This window comes from Bradyrhizobium sp. STM 3557 (genome assembly GCF_045571465.1).
GTDB lineage: Bacteria > Pseudomonadota > Alphaproteobacteria > Rhizobiales > Xanthobacteraceae > Bradyrhizobium.
In genome coordinates, this window is record NZ_CP120697.1 from 4,234,772 (window position 1) to 4,254,980 (window position 20,209).

Below are 20,209 nucleotides of genomic sequence, written 5' to 3' on the forward strand. Positions count from 1 at the left end.
AGATTAAATCACCCCCAGGGCACTAGCATCGACGCCCATCCTGGTCTATTCGACAGGGATGATCAAAGCGCGAACCGCCAAGTTCCAGATCGGTCAGATTGTCAGGCACCGGATCTTCTCGTTCCGGGGCGTGATCTTCGACATCGATCCGGAATTCAACAACACCGAGGAGTGGTGGCTGTCGATCCCTGAGGACGTCCGTCCGCACAAGGATCAGCCGTTCTACCACTTGCTGGCGGAGAATGCGGATTCCGAGTACGTCGCCTATGTGTCCGAGCAGAACCTGCTTCCGGACGATTCCGGCGAGCCTATCCGTCATTCGCAGGTCGCAGAAATCTTCATCAAGGACAAGTCGGGCGGCTATCGGCCGCGCAACCCGTCGCTGAACTGACCCTCCAGCGCCAGCGTCCCATTCCGCCGCAGCGTTGTTCCGCGATCAGCAAAAAAGGCGCTCGAACCGAGCGCCTTTTGCGTGTCAGGGTCTTGCCGCGAGCGGCGGCGGCTACTTGGCCGGAGCCGCCTGCTCAAGCTTCTGACGCGCCTGCTCGGCGCGCTTCTGCAGCTCTTCCTGCAGCTTCTTCTGGTTCTCTTCGAACTGCTTCGGATCGGTCGGCGGGCCGTCATAGGCCTTGGAGAAGCTGCCGGTGGCGCCTTCCTGCAGCGGCAGCGGCAGGGTCAGCGGCGCGCCGTTGGAGTTGATCGCCTGGACCACGAGATTCTGGCCCTTCTTCATGCTGTTGATCAGGTCCGGCGTCGCCTCATAGTCGGACATGCAGCCGTTCTGGAAGCAGATCACGTAAGGGCTCTGCAGCGGCGCATTGTTGTCGACGATGATACGGGTGCCGTGCTGCAACTGCATGCCGAGCGGCAGGGTGACGCGCAGGATCTTCTTGGGCTCGCCTTCCGGCTCGATGATCACGGCGGCGACGACCGGCTGGCCGGACTCGATGCGACCGTCCTTGCCGATGAAGCAGACCTGCTTGGCGTTCGCATCCTGGCCTTTCAGGCAGAACTTGGTCCACGGCGCATAGATCAACTGGATCTGCTGGTCCGGCGCCGGCTGGCCCTGCGCCTGTGGCTGCCCGGCCGGCGCGCCGCCCGGGGCTGGCGCAGCCGGGGCCGGAGCCCGAGGTGCAGGAGCCTTCGCCTTCGGCGCTCCAGGCGCGGGGGCCTGGGCTTGGACATCAGAGGCGAAGGGAACAACAGCCAGCGCGGTGACCGCCAGCAAGGCGAAGAGCCGCCCACGCGGCCCAACCGACGAGGCCAAGTCACGGAAATTCATTGCGGAAAACCCTTTCTGAACGGCAGCGCCCGAGACCGCCAAAGGCGCCACACCAAGCCGTTTCGTGCGGCTGTCTCCTTGTGAAATGAGGCGGTTAAGTGACAGTCGTTGCCGCCCTGCTAGTCGCCCGCCTTCATAACGTGGCGTGCGGAAAGATCAATGCGGGACGTTGCGCGACGGCAACGATCTACCTGCTGGCGCCCTATGCTAAAAGGTGCAAGTGAGCTGTTCCGAATCAAATGCTTGCGCTCCGACGTCCATGCTGCGGCGCGTAGGGGTCGCCGCGCTGGCCTGCTGCGCAGGTCTGTCGGTACTGCTGCTGCCGTCCCTTTCGGTGCCGGCGGAGGCCGCGGAGAGCTACGCGATCGCGATGCATGGCGAGCCGGCGCTCCCAGCCGATTTCACCCATATGCCCTATGTCAATCCGGACGCCCCCAAGGGCGGCCGGCTGACCTGGGGATTGCTGGGGACCTTCGACAGCCTCAACCCCTTCATCGTCCGGGGCGTTCCGGTGCAGCAGATCCGGACCTATGTGGTCGAAAGCCTGCTGGCGAGGGGTAATGACGAAGCATTCACCCTCTACGGCCTGCTGGCAAAGAGCGTCGAGACCGACGACGACAGGACCTATGTCACCTTCCATCTCGACCCACGCGCCCGCTTTTCCGACGGCGAGCCGGTGCGGGCCGAGGACGTCGTGTTCTCCCTCGAGCTGTTGCGCGATCACGGGCGGCCGAATCACCGGCAGTTCTACAGCAAGGTTGCAAAGACCGAGATACTCGACCCGCTGACGGTGCGCTTCGATTTCGGCGGCATGGGCGATCGCGAGCTGCCCTTGATCCTCGGCCTGATGCCGATCCTGCCCAAGCACGCGACCGATGTCGCGACCTTCGAGAACACCACAATGGCCGCGCCGATCGGCTCCGGGCCTTACCGCGTGACCGCGGTCAATCCGGGGGCCAGCGTGACGCTGACCCGCAATCCCGATTATTGGGGACGCGACCTACCGATCAACCGTGGATTGTGGAACTTCGACGAGGTGAGGCTCGATTTCTATCGCGAAGCCAACGGCCAGTTCGAGGCGTTCCGGCGCCACCTGTATGATTTTCGCGTCGAGACCGAGCCGCTGCGCTGGCACGATGGCTATGATTTCGCCGCGGTGAAGAACGGCGACATCGTGCGCGACACCGTCACCAGCGGCATGCCGCAGCCCTCGCAATTCCTGGTGTTCAACACACGCCGCCCCGTATTTGCCGATCTTCGTGTCCGCCGCGCGCTGACCCTGCTGTTCGACTTCGAATGGATCAACCGCAACTACTTCTTCGGGCTGTATCGCCGCAGCGGAGGCTATTTCGCCGGCTCCGAGCTTTCGGCCTATGGCCGTCCCGCCAATGCCACCGAGCGCGCGCTGCTGCAGCCCTATGCCGCGCAGATCCCGCCCGACATCCTCGACGGCAGCTATCGCCTGCCGGTCACCGACGGCTCCGGCCGCGACCGTTCGCTCTTGCGCAGCGCGCTCGGCCTGTTGTCGGAGGCAGGCTATCAGCTCGATGGCACGGTGCTGCGGCAGAGGGCGACGGGAACACCCCTCGCCTTCGAGATCCTGGTCAGCACGCGCGACCAGGAGCGCATCGCGCTCGCCTACGCCGAGAGCGTCAAGCGCGCTGGCATCGCTGCCCGCGTCCGGGTCGTCGACGCCGTGCAGTTCGATCAGCGCCGCCTCGGCTACGAGTTCGACATGATCCAGAACCGATGGGATCAGTCGCTGTCGCCGGGAAACGAGCAGTCGTTCTACTGGGGCAGCGAGGCGGCCGATCAGCCCGGCAGCCGCAACTACATGGGCGCCAAGGATCCCGCCATCGACGCCATGATCGCGGCGCTGTTGCGCGCGCGCGACAGGCCGGCCTTCATCGCCGCGGTGCGCGCTCTTGACCGTGTCCTGATGGCCGGTTTCTACGCTATTCCAGTGCTTAACGCCGCGGACGAATGGATTGCGCGCTGGAATCGGATAGAACGACCGAGCACGACCGCCTTGACGGGATCGCTCCCGGAAAGCTGGTGGCAACGGCCCGATGCAGCACCAAGATCATCGGCGCGGTGACGCAGGCATGAGCCATCCGGGACAATACGGGGTAACAGGTGAACCAGGTCAGCACGTCGCCCACCCTTGACGCATTGTTCCAGCGCATCCTTGCGCGCAAGCCGGATGCGGTCGCGCTGGCCGATCCGATCAATAAGCCGCGCATCACCGGCCAGGCGCCGCAGGTGCTGACTTATGCTGAAGCGGACCGGATCATCTCCGCGCTCGCGGGCCATTTCATCGATGCCGGCCTGCCTGCGCAATCCGTCATCGCCGTTCAACTCCCGAACACGATCGAGTTCATGCTGACCGTGCTGGCCGCCCATCGCGCCGGCCTCGTGGTCGCGGTGTTCCCACTCTTGTGGCGGCAGGCCGAGCTGGTCGCGGCGCTGAACCGCATCAGCGCGCGGGCGATCGTCACCACCTGCAAGGTCGATGGCGTCATCCATGCCGACCTTGCGATGCACGCCGCGGCGGAGGCGTTCTCGATCCGCCATGTCTGCGGTTTCGGCACCGACCTGCCGGAAGGCATGTTCTCGCTCGACCAGGCGCTGGCGCGGCCCTCGAGCTCGACCCGAAACCTGATCCAGGATGGCCGCAAGGCCGCGATCATCACCTTTGACGTCACTGCGGAAGGTTTCCGCGCCGTGCCGCGCACCCATCTCAGCCTGATCGCGGGCGGCCTCGCCATCTCGCTCGAGAGCGACCTGCCTCAGGGCGCCAATCTGATGTCGGCCTTCGTACCGTCATCCTTTGCCGGCCTCGCCTCGTCCGTCGTGATGTGGCTGCTGGCAGGCGGCAGCCTCGCATTGCACCATCCGTTCGATCCCGAGGTGCTGGAGCAGCAGCTCGTCGAGGCCGGCTGCGATACGTTGATTGCGCCGGCGCAGCTGGCGCTGAAGCTCGACGAATGCCGGCTTCCCGCCCGGCTGCCCAACCTGCGCCATGTCGTCGGCCTATGGCGCGCGCCCGAGCAGGTCGCCTCCAGCCCCGCCTGGACGGCGCAACAGGTCGAGATGACCGACGTCTATTTGTTCGGCGAGGCCGGGCTGTTCGGGGTGCGGCGGCAATCGCCGGACGGCATGCCGGGGCCGGTGCGTCCCGGCAGGCACGGCGCCCCGCGCGAAGCGCCGGGCTCGTCGATTGCCGGCGAGGTGCTGGTGACACCGAAAGGCACGCTCGGCCTGCGCGGTCCGATGGTGGTGGTGCCGGCCTACGCGCCGCCGCCACCGCCGAGCGACTCGCTGATGCCGGCCCCGCCGCGCGATTTCGTCGACACCGAATATTCCGTCCGGCACGACCGCGCCCACGACACGATCTCGATCACCGCGCCACCTTCCGGCGTCATGGGCGTCGGCGGCTATCGCTTCCTGGCGCAGGACCTCCACGAATGGTCGCGCAGGCTCGGCCAAGGTGCCCTGCTCACGGCCCTGCCCGATCGCCTGAGCGGCCATCGGCTGGCCGGCCGGGCGCTGGACAATGCGCGCGCCCGGGAAGCATTGGCGGAGCTCGGCCTCAACCCGCTGATGGTCGAAGCCTTCCGCGACCGCGCCACGCCGGTGAGCTGAGCTCCGGAGAGCCGCGCCGAAGATCGTTGACGGGACGTTAACGAGCCGGACTTAGGATCGCGAACCCCTTGAGTTTGCGTTCCGAGTACCCGGATGTCCCAGCAGGGCCCGCTTCTTCTTGTCTCCGCCGCCGCGCGCCCCTCGCTGACGGCCGCCCTGGATGCCGCCAAGCTGTTTCCCATCGTCGAGGTCGGGTGGAGCGAGGCGGCTCATGCCGTAGGCCGGATGCAGCCGGCCGCTGTGCTGGCAGTGATGACCGGTGCCGATGCAGCCGATGTCGCGAGGCTCGCTCATCACGCGGCGGCGCGGAAACCCTATCTGCCGCTGATCGCGCTCGACGCAGAGGGCGACGTGCCCGACAACGCCATTCCCTTTGCGCAAGGCGGCGAGACGACCAGCCGCCTGCTCGCGCGTCTGCGCGCGGCGCTGCGCATTCGCGCGCTTCACGCCACCGTGCTGCGCCGGCTCGGCGAGAAGAAGGCAGTTGACACCAGCCTGCCCGAAACCGATCCGCTTGACGATGCGACCGTGCTGCTGCTCGGCCGCGGCGCGTCCTATCCGGCATTGTCCGTCGCGCTCGGGATGCGGATGGCGGTGGTCGGCGCGCTCTCAATCGAGGCCGCGGCAAAACATCTGTCGAGCCGCGACATCGACGGCGTCGTGCTCGGCGAAGGTTTTACCCCGCGCGTGGTGGATGCCTTCCTCACCGTGCTGGCCGAGGACACTCGCTTTCGCAATCTCGCCGTTGTCCTGACCTCTGCCCATGGCTCGCTGCCGCCCGAACTCGCCAATCTGGAGATCGTCCATGGCGAGCCGGCGCGGATCGCCGCCCACGCGCTGCCGCTGATCCGGCAGCACGCCTTCGAGGCACGGCTGAACCGCACCTTGCGCGCCATCGATGCCGGCGGGCTGCTCGATCCCCAGACCGGGCTTCTGACCAAGCCCGCTTTCGCGCGCGATTTCGCCACCGCGGTGACCCAGGCCCAAGCACAAGGCGGCCTGCTCTCGGTGGCGCGGTTCGCCTTCGATCCCGACCATCCCCGGGCGCAGTTCGACGGTGCCCGCATCATCAGCCGCCTGATGCGGCGGATGGATTTCGGCACCCGCGAGGACAACGGCTCCGTCATCGTCGTGTTCGCCGAGACGGACCTGCGATCGGCACAGGCGATCACGCGGCGGCTGTCGGCCGTGATGCGTCACACCTCACATGGCCGGCGCAGCGCCCGCATCGATCCCTCGATATCCGTCGCAGCATTGCAGCCCGGCGATACCGCGCGCACCCTGCTGGCGCGGCTCTACGATGAGATGAGCCGCGCCGCGTCCTGAGCGCGGCCGTGAGAGAGCGCGAGACCTCTCCACTCGTCATTCCGGGGCGTGTCGAAGGCCCGAGCCCGGAATCCATTTCTCTGCAGAGATTGTCTGGACTGTTTAGCCAACAACTCACCGTCATTGCGAGCGAAGCGACGTGCCCGCCATAGCCCGAAGGGCGACGGCGGAAGCAATCCAGAGTCACGTGCGCGACTCTGGATTGCTTCGTCGCTAACGCTCCTCGCAATGACGACGCGCCTTAGTTCGCCAGGAGAACCATGCGTCCGATGCCGAGCCTCGCCCTTCGAGACGCGCGCAGGGCGCGCTCCTCAGGACGAGAGTCTTCTACTCACGCCGCCTTCTTGGCTTCCGCGAGGTCGGCAAGGTCGCGCAGGATGTCGGTGGTGCCGGCGAGCCGCTCCTCCGGGGTTTCCCATACCTGCAGGAACACCACCTTCATGTCGGGGCGTACCTTGGCGGCCTGGCCGTGCCGCTTGATGAAGGCGACCAGCCGGTCCGGCTGCGCAAACGCGTTGTCGCGGAAGGAGATGACCGCACCCTTCGGGCCGGCATCGACCTTCTCGACATTGGCTCTGCGGCAGTAGTTCTTGATCGCGGCGACCTTGAACAGATAGCGGGTCTCGTCCGGCAGCTTGCCGAAACGGTCGCGCAGCTCGGCTGCGAAATTGTCGATCTCCTCGTCGGTTTCGAGATCGGCGAGCCGGCGATACAGCGACAGCCGCACGGAGAGGTCGGAGACGTAGTCTTCAGGAATGAGGACCGGCATGCCGATCGTGATCTGCGGCGACCAGCGGTCGACGGTCGGCTCTGTGACGCCGGCCTTGAGATTGACGATCGCCTCCTCCAGCATCGACTGATACAGCTCGAAGCCGACCTCCTTGATGTGGCCGGACTGCTCCTCGCCGAGTAGATTGCCGGCGCCGCGGATGTCGAGGTCGTGGCTGGCGAGCTGGAAGCCTGCCCCCAGCGTCTCCAGCGATTGCAGCACGGTGAGCCGCTTCTCGGCCTGCGCCGAGATCTTCTGCTGCGCCGGCAACGTGAACAGCGCATAGGCACGCAGCTTCGAGCGGCCGACACGGCCGCGCAACTGATAGAGCTGGGCGAGGCCGAACATGTCGGCGCGGTGCACGATCAGCGTGTTGGCACGGGGAATGTCGAGGCCGGATTCCACGATCGTGGTCGACAAGAGGATATCGAACTTGCCGTCGTAGAATGCCGAGATGATGTCCTCGATCATGGTCGGCGACATCTGGCCGTGGGCCACCGCGACCTTCATCTCCGGCACGGTCTTGTCGAGGAATTCCTTGACGCCGGCAAGGTCCTCGATCCGAGGCACCACATAGAACGCCTGGCCGCCGCGATAGCGCTCGCGCAGCAAGGCCTCGCGGATCATCACCGGATCATGCGGCGCGACGAAGGTGCGCACCGCGAGCCGATCGACCGGCGGCGAGGCGATGATCGAGAGCTCGCGCACCCCGGTCAAGGCGAGCTGCAACGTGCGAGGGATTGGCGTCGCCGACAAGGTCAGCACATGCACCTCGGCGCGGAGCTGCTTCAGTCGCTCCTTGTGGCTGACGCCGAAATGCTGCTCCTCATCGACGATCAGGAGGCCGAGGTCGCGGAACTTGATCGCCTTGCCGAGCAGCGCATGCGTGCCAACCACGATGTCGACCGATCCGTCGGTCAGACCCTTCTTGACCTGATTGAGTTCCTTGGTCGAGACCAGTCGGGAAGCCTGTGCCACATTGACCGGGAAGCCGCGGAAACGCTCAGTGAAGTTCTTGGCGTGCTGGCGCGCGAGCAGCGTGGTCGGCACCACCACAGCGACCTGCTTGCCTTCCAGCGCGACCGCGAAGGCCGCGCGCAGCGCCACCTCGGTCTTGCCGAAGCCGACATCGCCGCAGATCAGGCGGTCCATCGGCCGACCACGTTCGAGATCGGCGAGCGTGGCCTGGATCGCCGAGAGCTGATCCTCGGTCTCGTCATAGGGGAAGCGTGCGCAGAACTCGTCATAAAGACCGGGCTGCACCGGCAGCTTCGGCGCCTCGTGCAGCTGCCGCTCGGCGGCGATCTTGATCAATTCGCCCGCGATCTCGCGGATGCGGTTCTTCAGCTTGGCCTTGCGGGTCTGCCAGCCGCTGCCGCCGAGCTTGTCCAATTCGACGTTGGTCTGGTCGGAGCCATAGCGCGACAGCAGCTCGATATTCTCGACCGGCAGGTACAGCTTGGTCTCGGCCGCGTAGCGCAACTCGAGACAGTCATGCGGCGCGCCGGCGACCTCGAGCGTCTGCAGCCCGACGAAGCGGCCGATGCCATGGTCGACGTGCACGACGATGTCGCCGACCGAAAGGCTCGTCACCTCCGAGATGAAATTGTCGAGCTTGCGGCTGGCCTTGCGCGGCCGCACCAGGCGGTCGCCGAGAATATCCTGCTCGGAGATGACGGCGATCTGGTCGGTCTCGAAGCCGGTCTCCAGCCCGAGCACGGCGAGCATGGTCTCGTTGCGCGGCGTCGCCTGCACCATGCGCCAGGTGTTGACGCTTTGGATTTGCGTCAGCTTGTGGTCCCTCAGCATGCTCATCATGCGATCGCGCGAGCCCTCGCTCCACAGCGCGATCACGACCTTCTTGCGCACCGATTGCAGCGCCTGCACATGCGCCACCACGGCCTCGAACACGTTGACTGCTGCATCGTTGCGCTCGGGCGCGAAATTGCGCCCCTGTCGTGCGCCGATGTCGATCACGCCGGCATCCTCGGGCACGGCGAACGGCGTCAGTCGCGCCAGCGGCACGGCGGCGAGCCGCTCGGACCATTCGCTCGCAGTCAGATACAGCCTATTGACCGTCAAAGGCTTGTAGATCGCGCCGCCGCCGGGATGCTCCATCGCCTCACGCCGCGCGTCGTAGTAATCGATGATCTGCTTGAAGCGCTCGCGCGCGGCGTCCTCGCCCTGCGGCTCGATCACCACAGGCGTGCCCGGCAGATAGTCGAACAGCGTTTCCATCTTGTCGTGGAACAACGGCAGCCAGTGCTCCATGCCGGGATAGCGGCGGCCCTCGCTGACGGCCTCGTAGAGCGCATCGTCGCGCTCGGGCGCGCCGAATTCGGCGACATAGCCCATGCGGAAGCGGCGGATGGTATCGGTGACGAGCTGGAATTCCGACACCGGCACCAGGTCGAGCGATCGCATGTCGAGCAGCGTGCGCTGGGTCTCGGCATCGAAGGAGCGGATCGATTCCAGGCTGTCACCGAAGAAGTCGAACCGCACCGGCTGGTCGAGGCCGGCCGGAAACAGATCGAGTATGCCGCCGCGCACGGCATATTCGCCGCTCTCGCGCACGGTCGACGACCTGACGTAACCATTGTGCTCGAGCCAGGCGACCACGGAGTCCATCGGTATGACATTGCCGGGGGCCACCGACAGCGCCTGCCCGGCCATGGTGTCGCGCGTCGGCACGCGCTGCACGATCGCGTTCACGGTGGTCAGCACGATCAGCGGCTTGTCGCTGCCGACGAGGCGCGACAGCCGCGCCAGGGTGGTGACGCGCTGCGCCAGGATGCCGCCATGTGGCGAGACGCGGTCATAGGGTTGGCAGTCCCAGGCCGGAAACTGCATGACCGGCAGATCGGGCGCGAAGAACTCCAGCGCGCGGGCCAGTTGCTGCATCCGCCCGCCATCGCGGCAGACCACCGCAAGGCTCACGGCCGGCGGCTTCGGCCGCGCCGCCACGGCGCGCGCGAGGTCAGCTGTCACCAGCGCCTCGGCGCCTTCGGCTACGTTGGCCAGCGTGAGCGCTCGGCCGGGCGCGAGCTGTTCGGCGGGAGACTTAGCAGTCGTCTTCATCACACGGAGTCCAAATCAATCCCGATCCACAGCGCGAAACGCCTTGATGCGCTCGAACAACGCGCCGGGTGCATCCTGCGGCAAGGGCTGGTTGTCGGTCACCGCCGCATAGAAATCCGGGTCGGGAATCTCGAGCAGCTGTTCCAGCTCAGTGAGCTCGCCCTCGCTCAATGCGCCGATCTCGGCGTCGGCGAAGCGACCAAGGATCAGATCCATCTCGCGGGTACCGCGATGCCAGCAGCGGAACAAGAGCCGCTTGCGCCGCGCGTCCAGCCCATCGCTCGATCGTGTCGTCCCGGTCATCGAAATACCTTGGCAGTGAAACGCAGAAAGCCCGGACGTGGCCGGGCGCGCTTTGATATAGCGGCGCGCCGCCGCGCTGTCAGCACCCTTCCGGTGCAAGCCCGGCATGCTGCCGCCGTCTCCTCGAAAAAACAGGTGGAAGCCGTGCCAAAGCCAGCTATCCCGGCTGTGAAACCGTCTTAAGTGTCGCCCATGCGCCCCGCCCTCCTCAACCCGCTGTTCGCTGAGGTCACCAGCCTGCCCGGCGTCGGGCCTAAGCAGGACGGACTGTTGCGTTATCTGCTCGGCCGCAGCGAGACCCCGCGCCTAGTCGACCTCTTGCTGCACCTGCCGTCCAGCGTGATCGACCGCCGGAATAGGCCGAAGGTCCGCGACGCGATGACGGGAACCGTCGTCACGCTGGAAGTGACGGTGGACCGCCACCGCCCGCCACCGCCCCGCAACAAGCGCGCGCCCTACCTCGTCTATGCCAGCGACGAGACCGGCGACGTGGTGCTGACCTTCTTCCGCGGCCGGCCCGATTACGTCGAGAAGATGCTGCCGGTCGGCGCCAAGCGCTACGTCTCCGGCATGGTGCAGATGTATGACGGCATCCCACAGATCATCCATCCGGACCGCATTGTCGACGAGGCGGCGTTCGCCAAACTCTCCGGCATCGATCCGGTCTATCCCTTGACGGAAGGACTTGCGCAGGGATCGCTGCGGCGCGCGATCGCGCAGGCGCTGGCCAAGCTGCCGGCTTTACCGGAATGGATCAGCCCTGAGGTCATCAGCCGCTGCAACTTCCCGCCGCTGAAGGACGCGCTAACCCGCGTGCACGTCCCCCAGGAGATCACCGACATCCTGCCCGATGGGCCGTTCTGGTCGCGCCTCGCCTTCGACGAGCTGCTCGCCGGCCAACTGGCGCTGACGCTGGTGCGCGCGCAGCTGCGCCGTCCGGCCGGCAACCGCCACGCCGGCGACGGCCATCTGCGCCATAAGATCATCGACGCTCTGCCCTATGCGCTCACCTCCTCGCAGCAACAGGCGATGGCGGCGATCGCGGAGGATCTGTCGAAGCCGGTCCGCATGCTCCGCCTGCTGCAGGGCGATGTCGGCTCCGGCAAGACCGTGGTCGCCCTGCTGGCCTCCGCCGCGGTCGCCGAAGTTGGCAAGCAGGCGGCATTGATGGCGCCGACCGAGATCCTGGCGCGCCAGCACGCCAAGACCATCGCACCGCTCGCCGAGCGCGCCGGCGTGAAGGTTGCGATCCTGACCGGCCGCGAGAAAGGCAAGGAGCGCCGCGACATTCTCGCGCGTCTCGAATCCGGCGAGATCGATATTCTGGTCGGCACCCACGCGCTGATCCAGGACGACGTGGTCTTCAAGTCGCTTGCGCTGGCCATCGTCGACGAGCAGCATCGCTTCGGCGTGCGCGAGCGGCTGGCGTTGACCTCCAAGGGCGAAGCCGTCGATGTGCTGGTGCTCTCGGCGACGCCGATCCCGCGCACCCTGGTGCTGACCTATTTCGGCGACATGGACATCTCCGAGCTGCGCGAGAAGCCGGCCGGCCGCCAGCCGATCGATACCCGCGCAGTGCCGGACACGCGACTTGGCGAGGTGATGGAAGCGATCGGGCGCGCGCTGAAGGCCGGCAAGCTCGTCTACTGGATCTGCCCGCTGGTGGAGGAATCCGAGGCCGAGGGTACCGACCATCTCACCAACGCGACCGAGCGGTTCGAGAGCCTGCAAAAGCGATTTGGCGCCGATGTCGGCCTGGTCCATGGCCAGATGAAGGGCGCCGAGAAAGATCGCGTCATGGGCCAGTTCGCGGCCCATGAGATCAAGCTGCTGGTGGCGACCACCGTGGTCGAGGTCGGCGTCGACGTGCCGGCCGCAACCATCATGGTGATCGAGAACGCCGAGCGCTTTGGCCTCGCGCAACTGCACCAGTTGCGCGGCCGCATCGGCCGCGGCTCGGAGGCCTCCACCTGCATCCTGCTCTACCACGAGCCGCTCGGGCAGATGTCGAAATCGCGGCTCGCTGTGATCCGCGAGACCACCGACGGCTTCCGCATCGCCGAGGAGGATCTGAAGCTGCGCGGCGAAGGCGACGTGCTCGGCGTGCGCCAGAGCGGCCTACCCGGCTATCGCATCGCCCGCCCCGAGGTGCACGCCCAGCTGATCACGCAAGCGCGCGACGAGGCGCTGCGCATCCTGAAGGACGATCCGAAACTGAAGGGCCCGCGGGGCGAGGCATTGCGCTGCCTGCTCTATCTCTACGAACGCGACGAGGCGATTCCGCTGCTGAGCGCGGGGTAGAAAGATGAGAGAAAATCGATTCTTCATCCGTCATTGCGAGGAGCGCCAGCGACGAAGCAATCCAGACTTCCTTCCTGGCTCTGGATTGCTTCGCGGAGCCTGTCATCGGGCCGCGCGTTCGCGCGGACCCGTTGGCTCGCAATGACGAAGGCTCACGCCGGCTTGTTCGCTTTGCAGGATCGTACCGCATGAGCGGAGCGATTTGCGGGAGCGTCCCGGGTATCGCTTGCGCTCACCCGGGCTACAACCTGCCAGCACCATGCGACTTCATTCGGACTTGTTCGCCTTGCAGCTCTCGGCAAAGGCGACGAGCTTTGCTGCGTCCGTCCCCTCGCTCTGCACGTCCCTCGCGATATGCTCGAACAGCCGCGCAAAGCCTTCGTAGATCAGCGCGGCCGGGTGATCTTGCCCAAGAAAGCCTGCGATCTCGCGCATCTCCGCGACCCAGCGATAGGCCTTCGGCAGCATGTCCGGCAGCGCGGTGGCGAGCCGCGCCTGCACGGCCGGCAGGCTGAGCGCGAGCTCGTCGCGCAGCGCATCCGCGGCGCCCGCGCGGGTCGCGGCCAGCGCCATGGCGGCCCCAAGCCCGGTCAGCCCTTTGTTGATGCCGGCATAGGACATTTTGAGCGCCGATGCCGCGCCGACCGGTCCTGCGATGATCCGCAGGTCCAGCCCGAGATCACGCAGCGCGCCGAGCTCGCCGGCCGCCTCGCCGCTGACGTAGAATGCGGGTCCTTGGCTGCCTGGCTTCGGCGGAACGCCGATGATCCCGGCGTCGACGAAACGCGCACCGGAGGACAGGATCACGTCCTCGACCTTTCGCACCGTCTCGACATTGACCGCATTGCAGTCGACATAGACCGGCTTGTTCGCACTCCGCGTGATCTGCGTCGCCAGATGCTCGGCGAGCGGCAGCGCCTCGGCCGGCGGCACGATCGACAGGATGATGTCGGCACTGGCGATCTCGGCATCGGTGCTCGCGACCATGCCGGCAGCAGTGGCACGCTTCCTTGTCGCCTCGCTGCGCCCGTCCAGCAAGGTCAGCACCTTGGCGCCGTGTTCGGCGAGACGCGCGGCGACCGCGCTGCCCATGGCGCCGGGCGCGAGGATGGCGATGCTGGGGATCATGGCAAGCTCCGATTCCTGACGGTATCGCAGCTTAATCGGAACTCACACCTGCACAGAAGCGCGGAATACGCGAGGCTGCTGACACATTCTGGCAGCAACGTTTGGCACACTCGATCGATGTCCCGCTCGCAACGTCTGCTCAGTCTGCTTCAGGTCCTGCGCCGGCACCGCCGCCCGGTAATCGGCACGGTGCTGGCCGAGGAGACCGGCGTCTCGCTGCGCACGCTCTATCGTGACATCCAGACCCTGCGCGCCGAGGGTGCCCCGATCGACGGCGAAGCCGGCATCGGTTACGTGCTGCGCTCCGGCTACCTGCTGCCGCCGTTGATGTTCACGGAGGAGGAAATCGAAGCCCTGGTCCTCGGAGCGCGCTGGGTGACGAAGCGCGCCGACGCGGCGCTGGGCGCCGCAGCCCGCAATGCGCTCGCGAGAATCGAAGCCGTGCTCCCCTCCGACCTTGCCGACAACATCAATGCGACCAGTCTCCTGGTCGGGACCGGCAAGGAAACGGTCGCTGACGATGCGACGCTGGCGGCGCTCCGCCTCGCGATCCGGCACGAGCACAAGCTCGATATCAGCTATTGTAACGACGACGGCGTAACCACACGGCGCCTGATCTGGCCGTTCGCGATGGGCTTCTTCGACGAGGTGCAGATGATCGCGGCCTGGTGCGAGCTCCGGGCGGACTATCGCCACTTCCGCGCCGACCGTATCAGCAGCCTTTCGCAAACAACGGCTCGCTATCCGCGCCGCCGATCGGTGCTGCTCAGGGAGTGGCGAACGCGTGAAGGCATCCAGGAGCCTTGAGCGTCGCTACTGACAGAATCTGACAGTGCCGTCGGCTACCTCTCTTCCGATGCGACGCCGTCGCGCCAATGAGAGAGCAGCACGATGCCCAACTTCAGTTTCCTGATCCTCTATGTCGACAATCCGCCCAAGAGCGCTGGCTTCTATGCAGACCTTCTTGGACGGCCGGTGCGCGAGCAATCGCCGACCTTCGCCATGCTCCCGCTCAGCGATGATACCATGCTCGGCCTATGGTCGCGTCAGGCGGTCGAACCGGCCGCGACCGGCGCCGGCGGCGCAAGCGAAATCGCGTTCACCGTAGCGGATGCCGCTGATGTCGGCGAGCTTCACCGCGAGTGGGCCGCGCGCGGCCTTGCCATCGCGCAAGCCCCGACCGCGATGGATTTCGGCACCACTTTCGTTGCGCTTGATCCCGATGGTCACCGGCTGCGCGTGTTCGCGCCAGGGGCCGGATCATGAGCTCGACCGGATGGATCGCGGTGGCGTCGGCGGCGCATGTTCGAATGGGCTACGCCGGCGGCTTCATGCAGGTCTGCCACGGCAAGGCGGCGCCGCTGCGCCGGCTCACCGCAGGAGATCTCGTCGCCTATTACTCGCCCACCGAGACGTTCGGCGGGCGCGACCGGCTGCAGGCATTTACCGCAATCGGCGTCGTGGAGCCGCGCGCGCCCTATCAGGTCGATATGGGGAACGGTTTTGCGCCGTTTCGACGCGATGTGGCCTGGCACCGCGCCTATCCGACTCCGATCCATCCGCTTCTGCGCGATTTGTCATTCTCGCGCAACAACGGCAACTGGGGTTACAAGCTGCGCTTTGGCCTCTTCAAGGTCGATCCCGATGACATCAAGCGGATCGCCGAGGCCATGGGAGCGAGGCTTGGAATGGAGAGGCTGAGCTAGAGCGTTTTCAAGCGAAGTGGATACCGGTTCGCGTCAAGAAAACGCGTCAAAACAAGAAGCTAGAGCCCCGTTCCGATTCAATCGGAACGGAAAAGGCTCTAGTCCACCTTGGCCGGCTCTGGCTGCAGCACCGTGGGCGTTGCGCTCCCGTTGGCAATCCGCGCGGTGTTGGCCATGTTGGCGAGCGCCGCGACCTTCTTCTGCTGGTCCGAGCCGGGCTGCACCACGCCGGCCGACATGATCAGGGTGGCCGCGTCCTCCGCGCTCATCTCGATCTCGATGATCTTGCTCTTCGGCACGTAGAAGAAGAAGCCGGTGGTCGGGTTCGGCGCGCAGGGCAGGAACACCGAGATATGCTCCTCCTGCCCCGGCAGACGGTCGGCGACCTCACCATTCGGCGGCTGCGAGATCAGCACGATGGACCACATGCCGGGTGATGGGAACTCGACCAGTCCCACCCGGCGCAGGCTCGAGCCCTTGCCGGAGAACAGCGTCTCGAACACCTGCTTGAGGCCGCGATAGATGGCGCGCACGGCTGGAATGCGTCCGAGCAGCCGCTCGCCGAGATCGACCAGCGTGCGTCCGATCAGATTGGCGGTGAGGAAGCCGAGCAAGGTCAGGGCGACGACTGCGACAATCAGTCCCGACCCTGGAACCCCGAACGGCAGATAAGTCTCGGGACGATAGGCCGACGGCACGAACGGCCGCACCAGCCCATCCACCCAGGTGACGAACCACCAGGTGATGTAGAGCGTGACGACGACTGGTCCCGCAACGACCAGGCCGGTGAGGAAATAATTGCGAAATCGTGCCATCACCCCGCCGTGAGAGGGGTGTTCCACGGGTGCGATGGGCGGCTCTGTCTGCGGCGGCAGGTCGTCGCGGGAACTCATGCAGGCTTCCGGATCCGGTCAAATCTCAGCTAGGTCTCTTAGCAGATTTTTAAAGACCGGAAGACGTTTGCGGTATCTTCTGCCGCTATTCCACCGTGACCGATTTGGCGAGATTTCGTGGCTGATCCACGTCCGTGCCCATGATGACGGCGGTATGATAGGCCAGAAGCTGCACGGGAACAGCGTAGACGATCGGCGTGAACATCGCCGCCATGTCCGGAAGGGTGATGGTGACCAGCGATTCCACAGTGGCCTCGGCTGCGCCGCGTGCGTCCGTCATCAGGATGATGTTGCCGCCACGCGCCGCGACCTCCTGCATGTTCGAGACCGTCTTCTCGAACACCTTGTCATAGGGCGCGATCACGACAACCGGCATGTTTTCGTCAATCAGAGCAATGGGCCCGTGCTTGAGCTCGCCGGCGGCATAGCCTTCGGCGTGGATGTAGGAGATTTCCTTCAGCTTCAGCGCGCCCTCGAGCGCGAGCGGGAACGAGGTGCCGCGGCCGAGATAGAGCACGTCCTTCGACTTGGCGATCTCGCGCGCGAGCTTCTCGATCTGAAGCTCGGTGGTCAGCGCCGCCGAGATCAACCTGGGAACCTCGACCAACCCGTGCACCAGCTTGGCTTCGTCTTCTTCGGACAATTCGCCGCGGGCGCGGCCGGCCGCGATCGATAGCGCCGCCAGCACCATAAGCTGGCAGGTAAAAGCCTTGGTCGAGGCGACGCCGATCTCCGGACCGGCCAAGGTCGGCATCACGATCTCGCTCTCGCGCGCGATCGTGGAGGTCGGCACGTTCACGACCGAGAGCGTGTGCACGCCCTGCGCCTTGGCGTAGCGCAGCGCCGCCAGCGTGTCGGCGGTCTCGCCCGATTGCGAGATGAAGATCGCCAGATCACCCTTGCGCAGCGGCGCCTCGCGATAGCGGAACTCGGAGGCGACATCGAGCTCGACCGGAACACGCGCCAGCCGCTCGAGCCAGTATTTGCCGACATAGCCGGCATAGCTCGCGGTGCCGCAGGCGGTGATCGAGATGCGCTGGATATCCTTGAAATCGAACGGCAGGCTTGCCGGCAGCGCCACGCGCTCGGTCGCCATGTCGATATAGCGCGCCAGCGTATGGCCGACGACTTCCGGCTGCTCGTGGATCTCCTTGGCCATGAAGTGGCGGTAGTTCGCCTTGTCGACCAGCGACGTGGTCGGTCCGTGCTTGACGATCTCGCGATGCACGGCCGCGTTGTTGCGATCATAGACGGTCGCGCCATCATGGGTCAGCACGACCCAGTCGCCATCTTCCAGATAGCTGATGCTGTCGGTGAACGGCCCGAGCGCGATCGCGTCCGACCCCAGATACATCTCGCCCGTGCCATGGCCGACCGCGAGCGGCGGACCGTTGCGCGCGCCGATCATCAGATCGTCCTGGCCGGCAAAGATGAAGCCGAGCGCGAACGCGCCCTTCAGCTTGCCGAGCGTCTCCCTGACCGCATCGACCGGCGACCAACCCTGGCTGAGCAGATCGTCGACCAGATGCACGACAATCTCGGTGTCGGTCTCGGTTGCGAATACCGTGCCCTTCTTCTGCAGGGCTTCGCGCAGCTCATGGAAATTCTCGATGATGCCATTGTGGACCACGGCGACACGATCGGTCGCATGCGGATGCGCATTGTTCACGGTCGGCTTGCCGTGCGTGGCCCAGCGGGTATGGCCGATGCCGGTGAATCCCTTCAGCGGCCTGGTGCCCAGCAACGCTTCCAGATTCTTCAGCTTGCCCTCGGCGCGCCGACGTTCGAGCTTGCCGCCTTCGAGCGTCGCAACTCCAGCGGAATCATAGCCGCGATATTCGAGCCGCTTGAGCGAGTCCACCAGTTGCTCGGCGACCGGCTCACGCCCCAAAATGCCGACAATTCCGCACATATCGTGCAATTCCTCAAATCATCGAAAGAGATTCGAAACTTCGGGATTCTCTTAACGAAATAACTGCAGCTTCAGGATTCAATAATTATTGCGGATTGCGACAGGGTTAAGTGGAAAGCTTAATCCCCGGCATTCCCGGACATCGGACGCCGTCCGCCCGCCGCAGCTTAACACGCGGTCAAGACATTTGAGCTGACAATGTCTCATCCGGAGGTCGTCCCATGACCGATCGCAAATGGCGTGATCCCAAAGGCACCAGTCCCCTGCACACCCGCGAGACCGGCGGCAGCCATCTCGCCCATTGGCCGCCCCCGACCATGGGTCAGCAGCTCACACCCAAGGCGGTCAAACGCAGCAAGAGCGGCGAGCCGGTCCGCCATGCGACGCGGCGCGGCTGGCGCCTGACGCGCGCGATGTTCTCCGAATTCGAGGGCGGTGAAGACTAAGGCTCACGCGCCCTTCGGCTTCTTGTCGCGTAGCTTGGACTCGCGATACCGCGTGGCGCCGCCTTCGCGGACGGTCTGCGGGCTGCGCTCCAGCGCCAGCGCATCGTCAGGCACGTCAGCCGTGATCACCGAGCCCGAGCCGATATAGGCCCCTGCTCCGACCTTGACCGGCGCGACCAGCGAGGTGTTGGTGCCGATGAAGGCGCCCTTGCCGATCAGCGTCTTGTGCTTGCCGAAACCGTCGTAATTGCAGGTGATGGTGCCGGCGCCGATATTTGTGTTCGCGCCGACCTCTGCGTCGCCGATATAGGAGAGATGGTTGACCTTGACGCCCTCCTCCAGGATGGCGGCTTTGGCCTCGACGAAATTGCCGATCTTCGCGCCGTCGCCGAGCGAGGTGCCCGGCCGGATCCGCGCATAGGGACCGACCGAGGTCTTCTTGCCGATCGAGGCCTGCACGATGTGCGAGAAGGAATGGATCACGGCACCATCGCCGATCGACACGCCCGGGCCGATCACCACGAAGGGCTCGATGGTGACGTCCTTGCCGAATGTGGTGTCGGCGGCGAGATAGACGGTCTCGGGCGCGATCAGGGTGACTCCGGCCTCCATGGCGGCCTGTCGCAGCCGCGTCTGCATCACGCTCTCGGCTTCCGCGAGCTGGGCCTTGGTGTTGATGCCACGCACCTCGTCCTCGGACGTCTCGATCACGACCGCCTCCAATCCCATGTCGCGCGCGATGGCGACCGCGTCGACCAGATAATATTCGCCCTTCTTGTTGGCGTTATCGATCCTGTCCAGGATCTGAAGCGCCTTGCGTCCGTCGAACGCCATCACGCCGGCATTGCACAACGTGACCTTGCGCTCGTCCTCGCTCGCATCGGCCTGCTCGCGGATCGCGACCAGCCTGCCATCCCTGAGCAATAGGCGTCCATAGCCGGTGGGATCGGCGGCACGGAAGCCGAGCACGGCGACGGCTGCTCCTGTCGCGAGCGGTGCACGCAATCGTGCAAAGGTCTCGGCCGAAATCAATGGCGTGTCGCCGAAGGCGACCAAGAGGTCGTCGGCGCCGCGAACGATCGCCTCGCGCGCCGCCAGCACGGCATGGGCCGTGCCGAGACGCTCACGCTGCACGAAAACGTCGGCGTCAGGACGCAGGCGCTTCACCTCCTGCTCCACGCTGTGATGCTCGGGACCGATCACGACCGCCAGTCGCGCGCCCTCACCTTTCGAGGCGGCAGCCAGGACATGCGCGAGCAGCGACTCGCCGGCAACTGGATGCAGCACCTTCGGCAAGGTCGCACGCATGCGCGTGCCCTCACCTGCCGCGAGCACAACTGTCAGGCTGGAACGAGCGGTCATGAGCTTCCTGATGCGGGAACAATACACCGCCGTCATAAAGCGTTTTCTGGACGAGGCA

General features: G+C 65.6%; 16 protein-coding genes. 9 read left to right on the forward strand and 7 right to left on the reverse strand.

The genetic code is table 11. The annotated features are described in order from the left end of the window. Window positions 1-58 precede the first annotated feature (58 nt). Complete coding sequence (hspQ, locus tag P6U24_RS19265; protein WP_407154105.1) at window positions 59-391, forward strand: heat shock protein HspQ; 333 nt, start codon at window positions 59-61, stop codon at window positions 389-391. A 111-nt stretch (window positions 392-502) separates the two neighbouring features. Here the strand turns inward: hspQ and P6U24_RS19270 are convergent, their stop codons facing one another. Further along, a complete protein-coding gene (locus P6U24_RS19270; protein ID WP_407154106.1) occupies window positions 503-1,282 on the reverse strand; it encodes an invasion associated locus B family protein in 780 nt (259 codons plus the stop codon). Window positions 1,283-1,541: 259 nt separating this feature from the next. Here P6U24_RS19270 and P6U24_RS19275 point away from each other — a divergent pair, with 259 nt between their 5' ends. The 3 genes from P6U24_RS19275 (at window position 1,542) to P6U24_RS19285 (ending at window position 6,253) form a co-directional block, all read left to right on the forward strand. Then, window positions 1,542-3,380: an extracellular solute-binding protein gene (locus P6U24_RS19275; RefSeq protein ID WP_407154107.1), complete on the forward strand. Its 1,839-nt coding sequence runs from the start codon at window positions 1,542-1,544 to the stop codon at window positions 3,378-3,380. 38 nt (window positions 3,381-3,418) lie between these two features. Continuing rightward, window positions 3,419-4,927, forward strand: a complete 1,509-nt coding sequence (locus tag P6U24_RS19280) for an AMP-binding protein (RefSeq protein WP_407154108.1) — start codon at window positions 3,419-3,421, stop codon at window positions 4,925-4,927. Window positions 4,928-5,020: 93 nt separating this feature from the next. Then, window positions 5,021-6,253: a GGDEF domain-containing protein gene (locus P6U24_RS19285; protein WP_407154109.1), complete on the forward strand. Its 1,233-nt coding sequence runs from the start codon at window positions 5,021-5,023 to the stop codon at window positions 6,251-6,253. A gap of 331 nt (window positions 6,254-6,584) precedes the next feature. Here the strand turns inward: P6U24_RS19285 and mfd are convergent, their stop codons facing one another. Together mfd and P6U24_RS19295 are read right to left on the reverse strand one after the other, a co-directional pair. After that, a complete protein-coding gene (gene mfd, locus P6U24_RS19290) occupies window positions 6,585-10,100 on the reverse strand; it encodes a transcription-repair coupling factor (protein ID WP_407154110.1) in 3,516 nt (1,171 codons plus the stop codon). Between the two features lie 15 nt (window positions 10,101-10,115). After that, on the reverse strand, window positions 10,116-10,403 hold the full coding sequence (locus tag P6U24_RS19295; RefSeq protein WP_407154111.1) for a succinate dehydrogenase assembly factor 2: 288 nt from the start codon (window positions 10,401-10,403) through the stop codon (window positions 10,116-10,118). A gap of 192 nt (window positions 10,404-10,595) precedes the next feature. On the opposite strand from P6U24_RS19295, the gene recG reads away from it, so the two are divergent. Next, complete coding sequence (gene recG / locus P6U24_RS19300) at window positions 10,596-12,704, forward strand: ATP-dependent DNA helicase RecG (RefSeq protein WP_407154112.1); 2,109 nt, start codon at window positions 10,596-10,598, stop codon at window positions 12,702-12,704. A gap of 267 nt (window positions 12,705-12,971) precedes the next feature. Here recG and P6U24_RS19305 read toward each other — a convergent pair whose 3' ends face one another. Then, window positions 12,972-13,796, reverse strand: coding sequence for a DUF1932 domain-containing protein (locus P6U24_RS19305; protein ID WP_407160516.1), 825 nt, complete (start codon window positions 13,794-13,796; stop codon window positions 12,972-12,974). A 225-nt stretch (window positions 13,797-14,021) separates the two neighbouring features. Between P6U24_RS19305 and P6U24_RS19310 the strand changes: the two genes are divergently transcribed. The 3 genes from P6U24_RS19310 (at window position 14,022) to P6U24_RS19320 (ending at window position 15,538) form a co-directional block, all read left to right on the forward strand. Continuing rightward, window positions 14,022-14,639, forward strand: coding sequence for a helix-turn-helix transcriptional regulator (locus P6U24_RS19310; protein ID WP_407154113.1), 618 nt, complete (start codon window positions 14,022-14,024; stop codon window positions 14,637-14,639). Window positions 14,640-14,723: 84 nt separating this feature from the next. After that, window positions 14,724-15,098: a VOC family protein gene (locus P6U24_RS19315; RefSeq protein ID WP_407154114.1), complete on the forward strand. Its 375-nt coding sequence runs from the start codon at window positions 14,724-14,726 to the stop codon at window positions 15,096-15,098. After that, a complete protein-coding gene (locus P6U24_RS19320; protein ID WP_407154115.1) occupies window positions 15,095-15,538 on the forward strand; it encodes an EVE domain-containing protein in 444 nt (147 codons plus the stop codon). The genes P6U24_RS19315 and P6U24_RS19320 overlap by 4 nt, the downstream gene beginning before the upstream one ends. 98 nt (window positions 15,539-15,636) lie before the next feature. Here P6U24_RS19320 and P6U24_RS19325 read toward each other — a convergent pair whose 3' ends face one another. Together P6U24_RS19325 and glmS are read right to left on the reverse strand one after the other, a co-directional pair. After that, the gene (locus tag P6U24_RS19325) at window positions 15,637-16,431 is read right to left on the reverse strand and encodes a DUF502 domain-containing protein (RefSeq protein ID WP_407154116.1); all 795 of its coding nucleotides are present in this window, start codon (window positions 16,429-16,431) and stop codon (window positions 15,637-15,639) included. An 85-nt stretch (window positions 16,432-16,516) separates the two neighbouring features. After that, window positions 16,517-18,343: a glutamine--fructose-6-phosphate transaminase (isomerizing) gene (gene glmS / locus P6U24_RS19330; RefSeq protein ID WP_407154117.1), complete on the reverse strand. Its 1,827-nt coding sequence runs from the start codon at window positions 18,341-18,343 to the stop codon at window positions 16,517-16,519. A gap of 221 nt (window positions 18,344-18,564) precedes the next feature. On the opposite strand from glmS, the gene P6U24_RS19335 reads away from it, so the two are divergent. After that, window positions 18,565-18,789, forward strand: coding sequence for a hypothetical protein (locus P6U24_RS19335; RefSeq protein ID WP_407154118.1), 225 nt, complete (start codon window positions 18,565-18,567; stop codon window positions 18,787-18,789). A gap of 3 nt (window positions 18,790-18,792) precedes the next feature. Here the strand turns inward: P6U24_RS19335 and glmU are convergent, their stop codons facing one another. Next, window positions 18,793-20,151, reverse strand: a complete 1,359-nt coding sequence (gene glmU / locus P6U24_RS19340) for a bifunctional UDP-N-acetylglucosamine diphosphorylase/glucosamine-1-phosphate N-acetyltransferase GlmU (protein WP_407154119.1) — start codon at window positions 20,149-20,151, stop codon at window positions 18,793-18,795. Window positions 20,152-20,209: the final 58 nt, after the last annotated feature.

Bases quoted from the DNA above. Each gene is read 5' to 3' on its own strand.
- P6U24_RS19295 (WP_407154111.1), bottom strand. From the start codon at position 10,403: ATGACCGGGACGACACGATCGAGCGATGGGCTGGACGCGCGGCGCAAG.
- glmS (WP_407154117.1), bottom strand. From the start codon at position 18,343: ATGTGCGGAATTGTCGGCATTTTGGGGCGTGAGCCGGTCGCCGAGCAA.
- P6U24_RS19335 (WP_407154118.1), top strand. From the start codon at position 18,565: ATGACCGATCGCAAATGGCGTGATCCCAAAGGCACCAGTCCCCTGCAC.
- hspQ (WP_407154105.1), top strand. From the start codon at position 59: ATGATCAAAGCGCGAACCGCCAAGTTCCAGATCGGTCAGATTGTCAGG.
- P6U24_RS19270 (WP_407154106.1), bottom strand. From the start codon at position 1,282: ATGAATTTCCGTGACTTGGCCTCGTCGGTTGGGCCGCGTGGGCGGCTC.
- glmU (WP_407154119.1), bottom strand. From the start codon at position 20,151: ATGACCGCTCGTTCCAGCCTGACAGTTGTGCTCGCGGCAGGTGAGGGC.
- P6U24_RS19315 (WP_407154114.1), top strand. From the start codon at position 14,724: ATGCCCAACTTCAGTTTCCTGATCCTCTATGTCGACAATCCGCCCAAG.
- recG (WP_407154112.1), top strand. From the start codon at position 10,596: ATGCGCCCCGCCCTCCTCAACCCGCTGTTCGCTGAGGTCACCAGCCTG.
- P6U24_RS19275 (WP_407154107.1), top strand. From the start codon at position 1,542: ATGCTGCGGCGCGTAGGGGTCGCCGCGCTGGCCTGCTGCGCAGGTCTG.
- P6U24_RS19285 (WP_407154109.1), top strand. From the start codon at position 5,021: ATGTCCCAGCAGGGCCCGCTTCTTCTTGTCTCCGCCGCCGCGCGCCCC.
- P6U24_RS19305 (WP_407160516.1), bottom strand. From the start codon at position 13,796: ATGGGCAGCGCGGTCGCCGCGCGTCTCGCCGAACACGGCGCCAAGGTG.
- P6U24_RS19320 (WP_407154115.1), top strand. From the start codon at position 15,095: ATGAGCTCGACCGGATGGATCGCGGTGGCGTCGGCGGCGCATGTTCGA.
- mfd (WP_407154110.1), bottom strand. From the start codon at position 10,100: ATGAAGACGACTGCTAAGTCTCCCGCCGAACAGCTCGCGCCCGGCCGA.
- P6U24_RS19325 (WP_407154116.1), bottom strand. From the start codon at position 16,431: ATGAGTTCCCGCGACGACCTGCCGCCGCAGACAGAGCCGCCCATCGCA.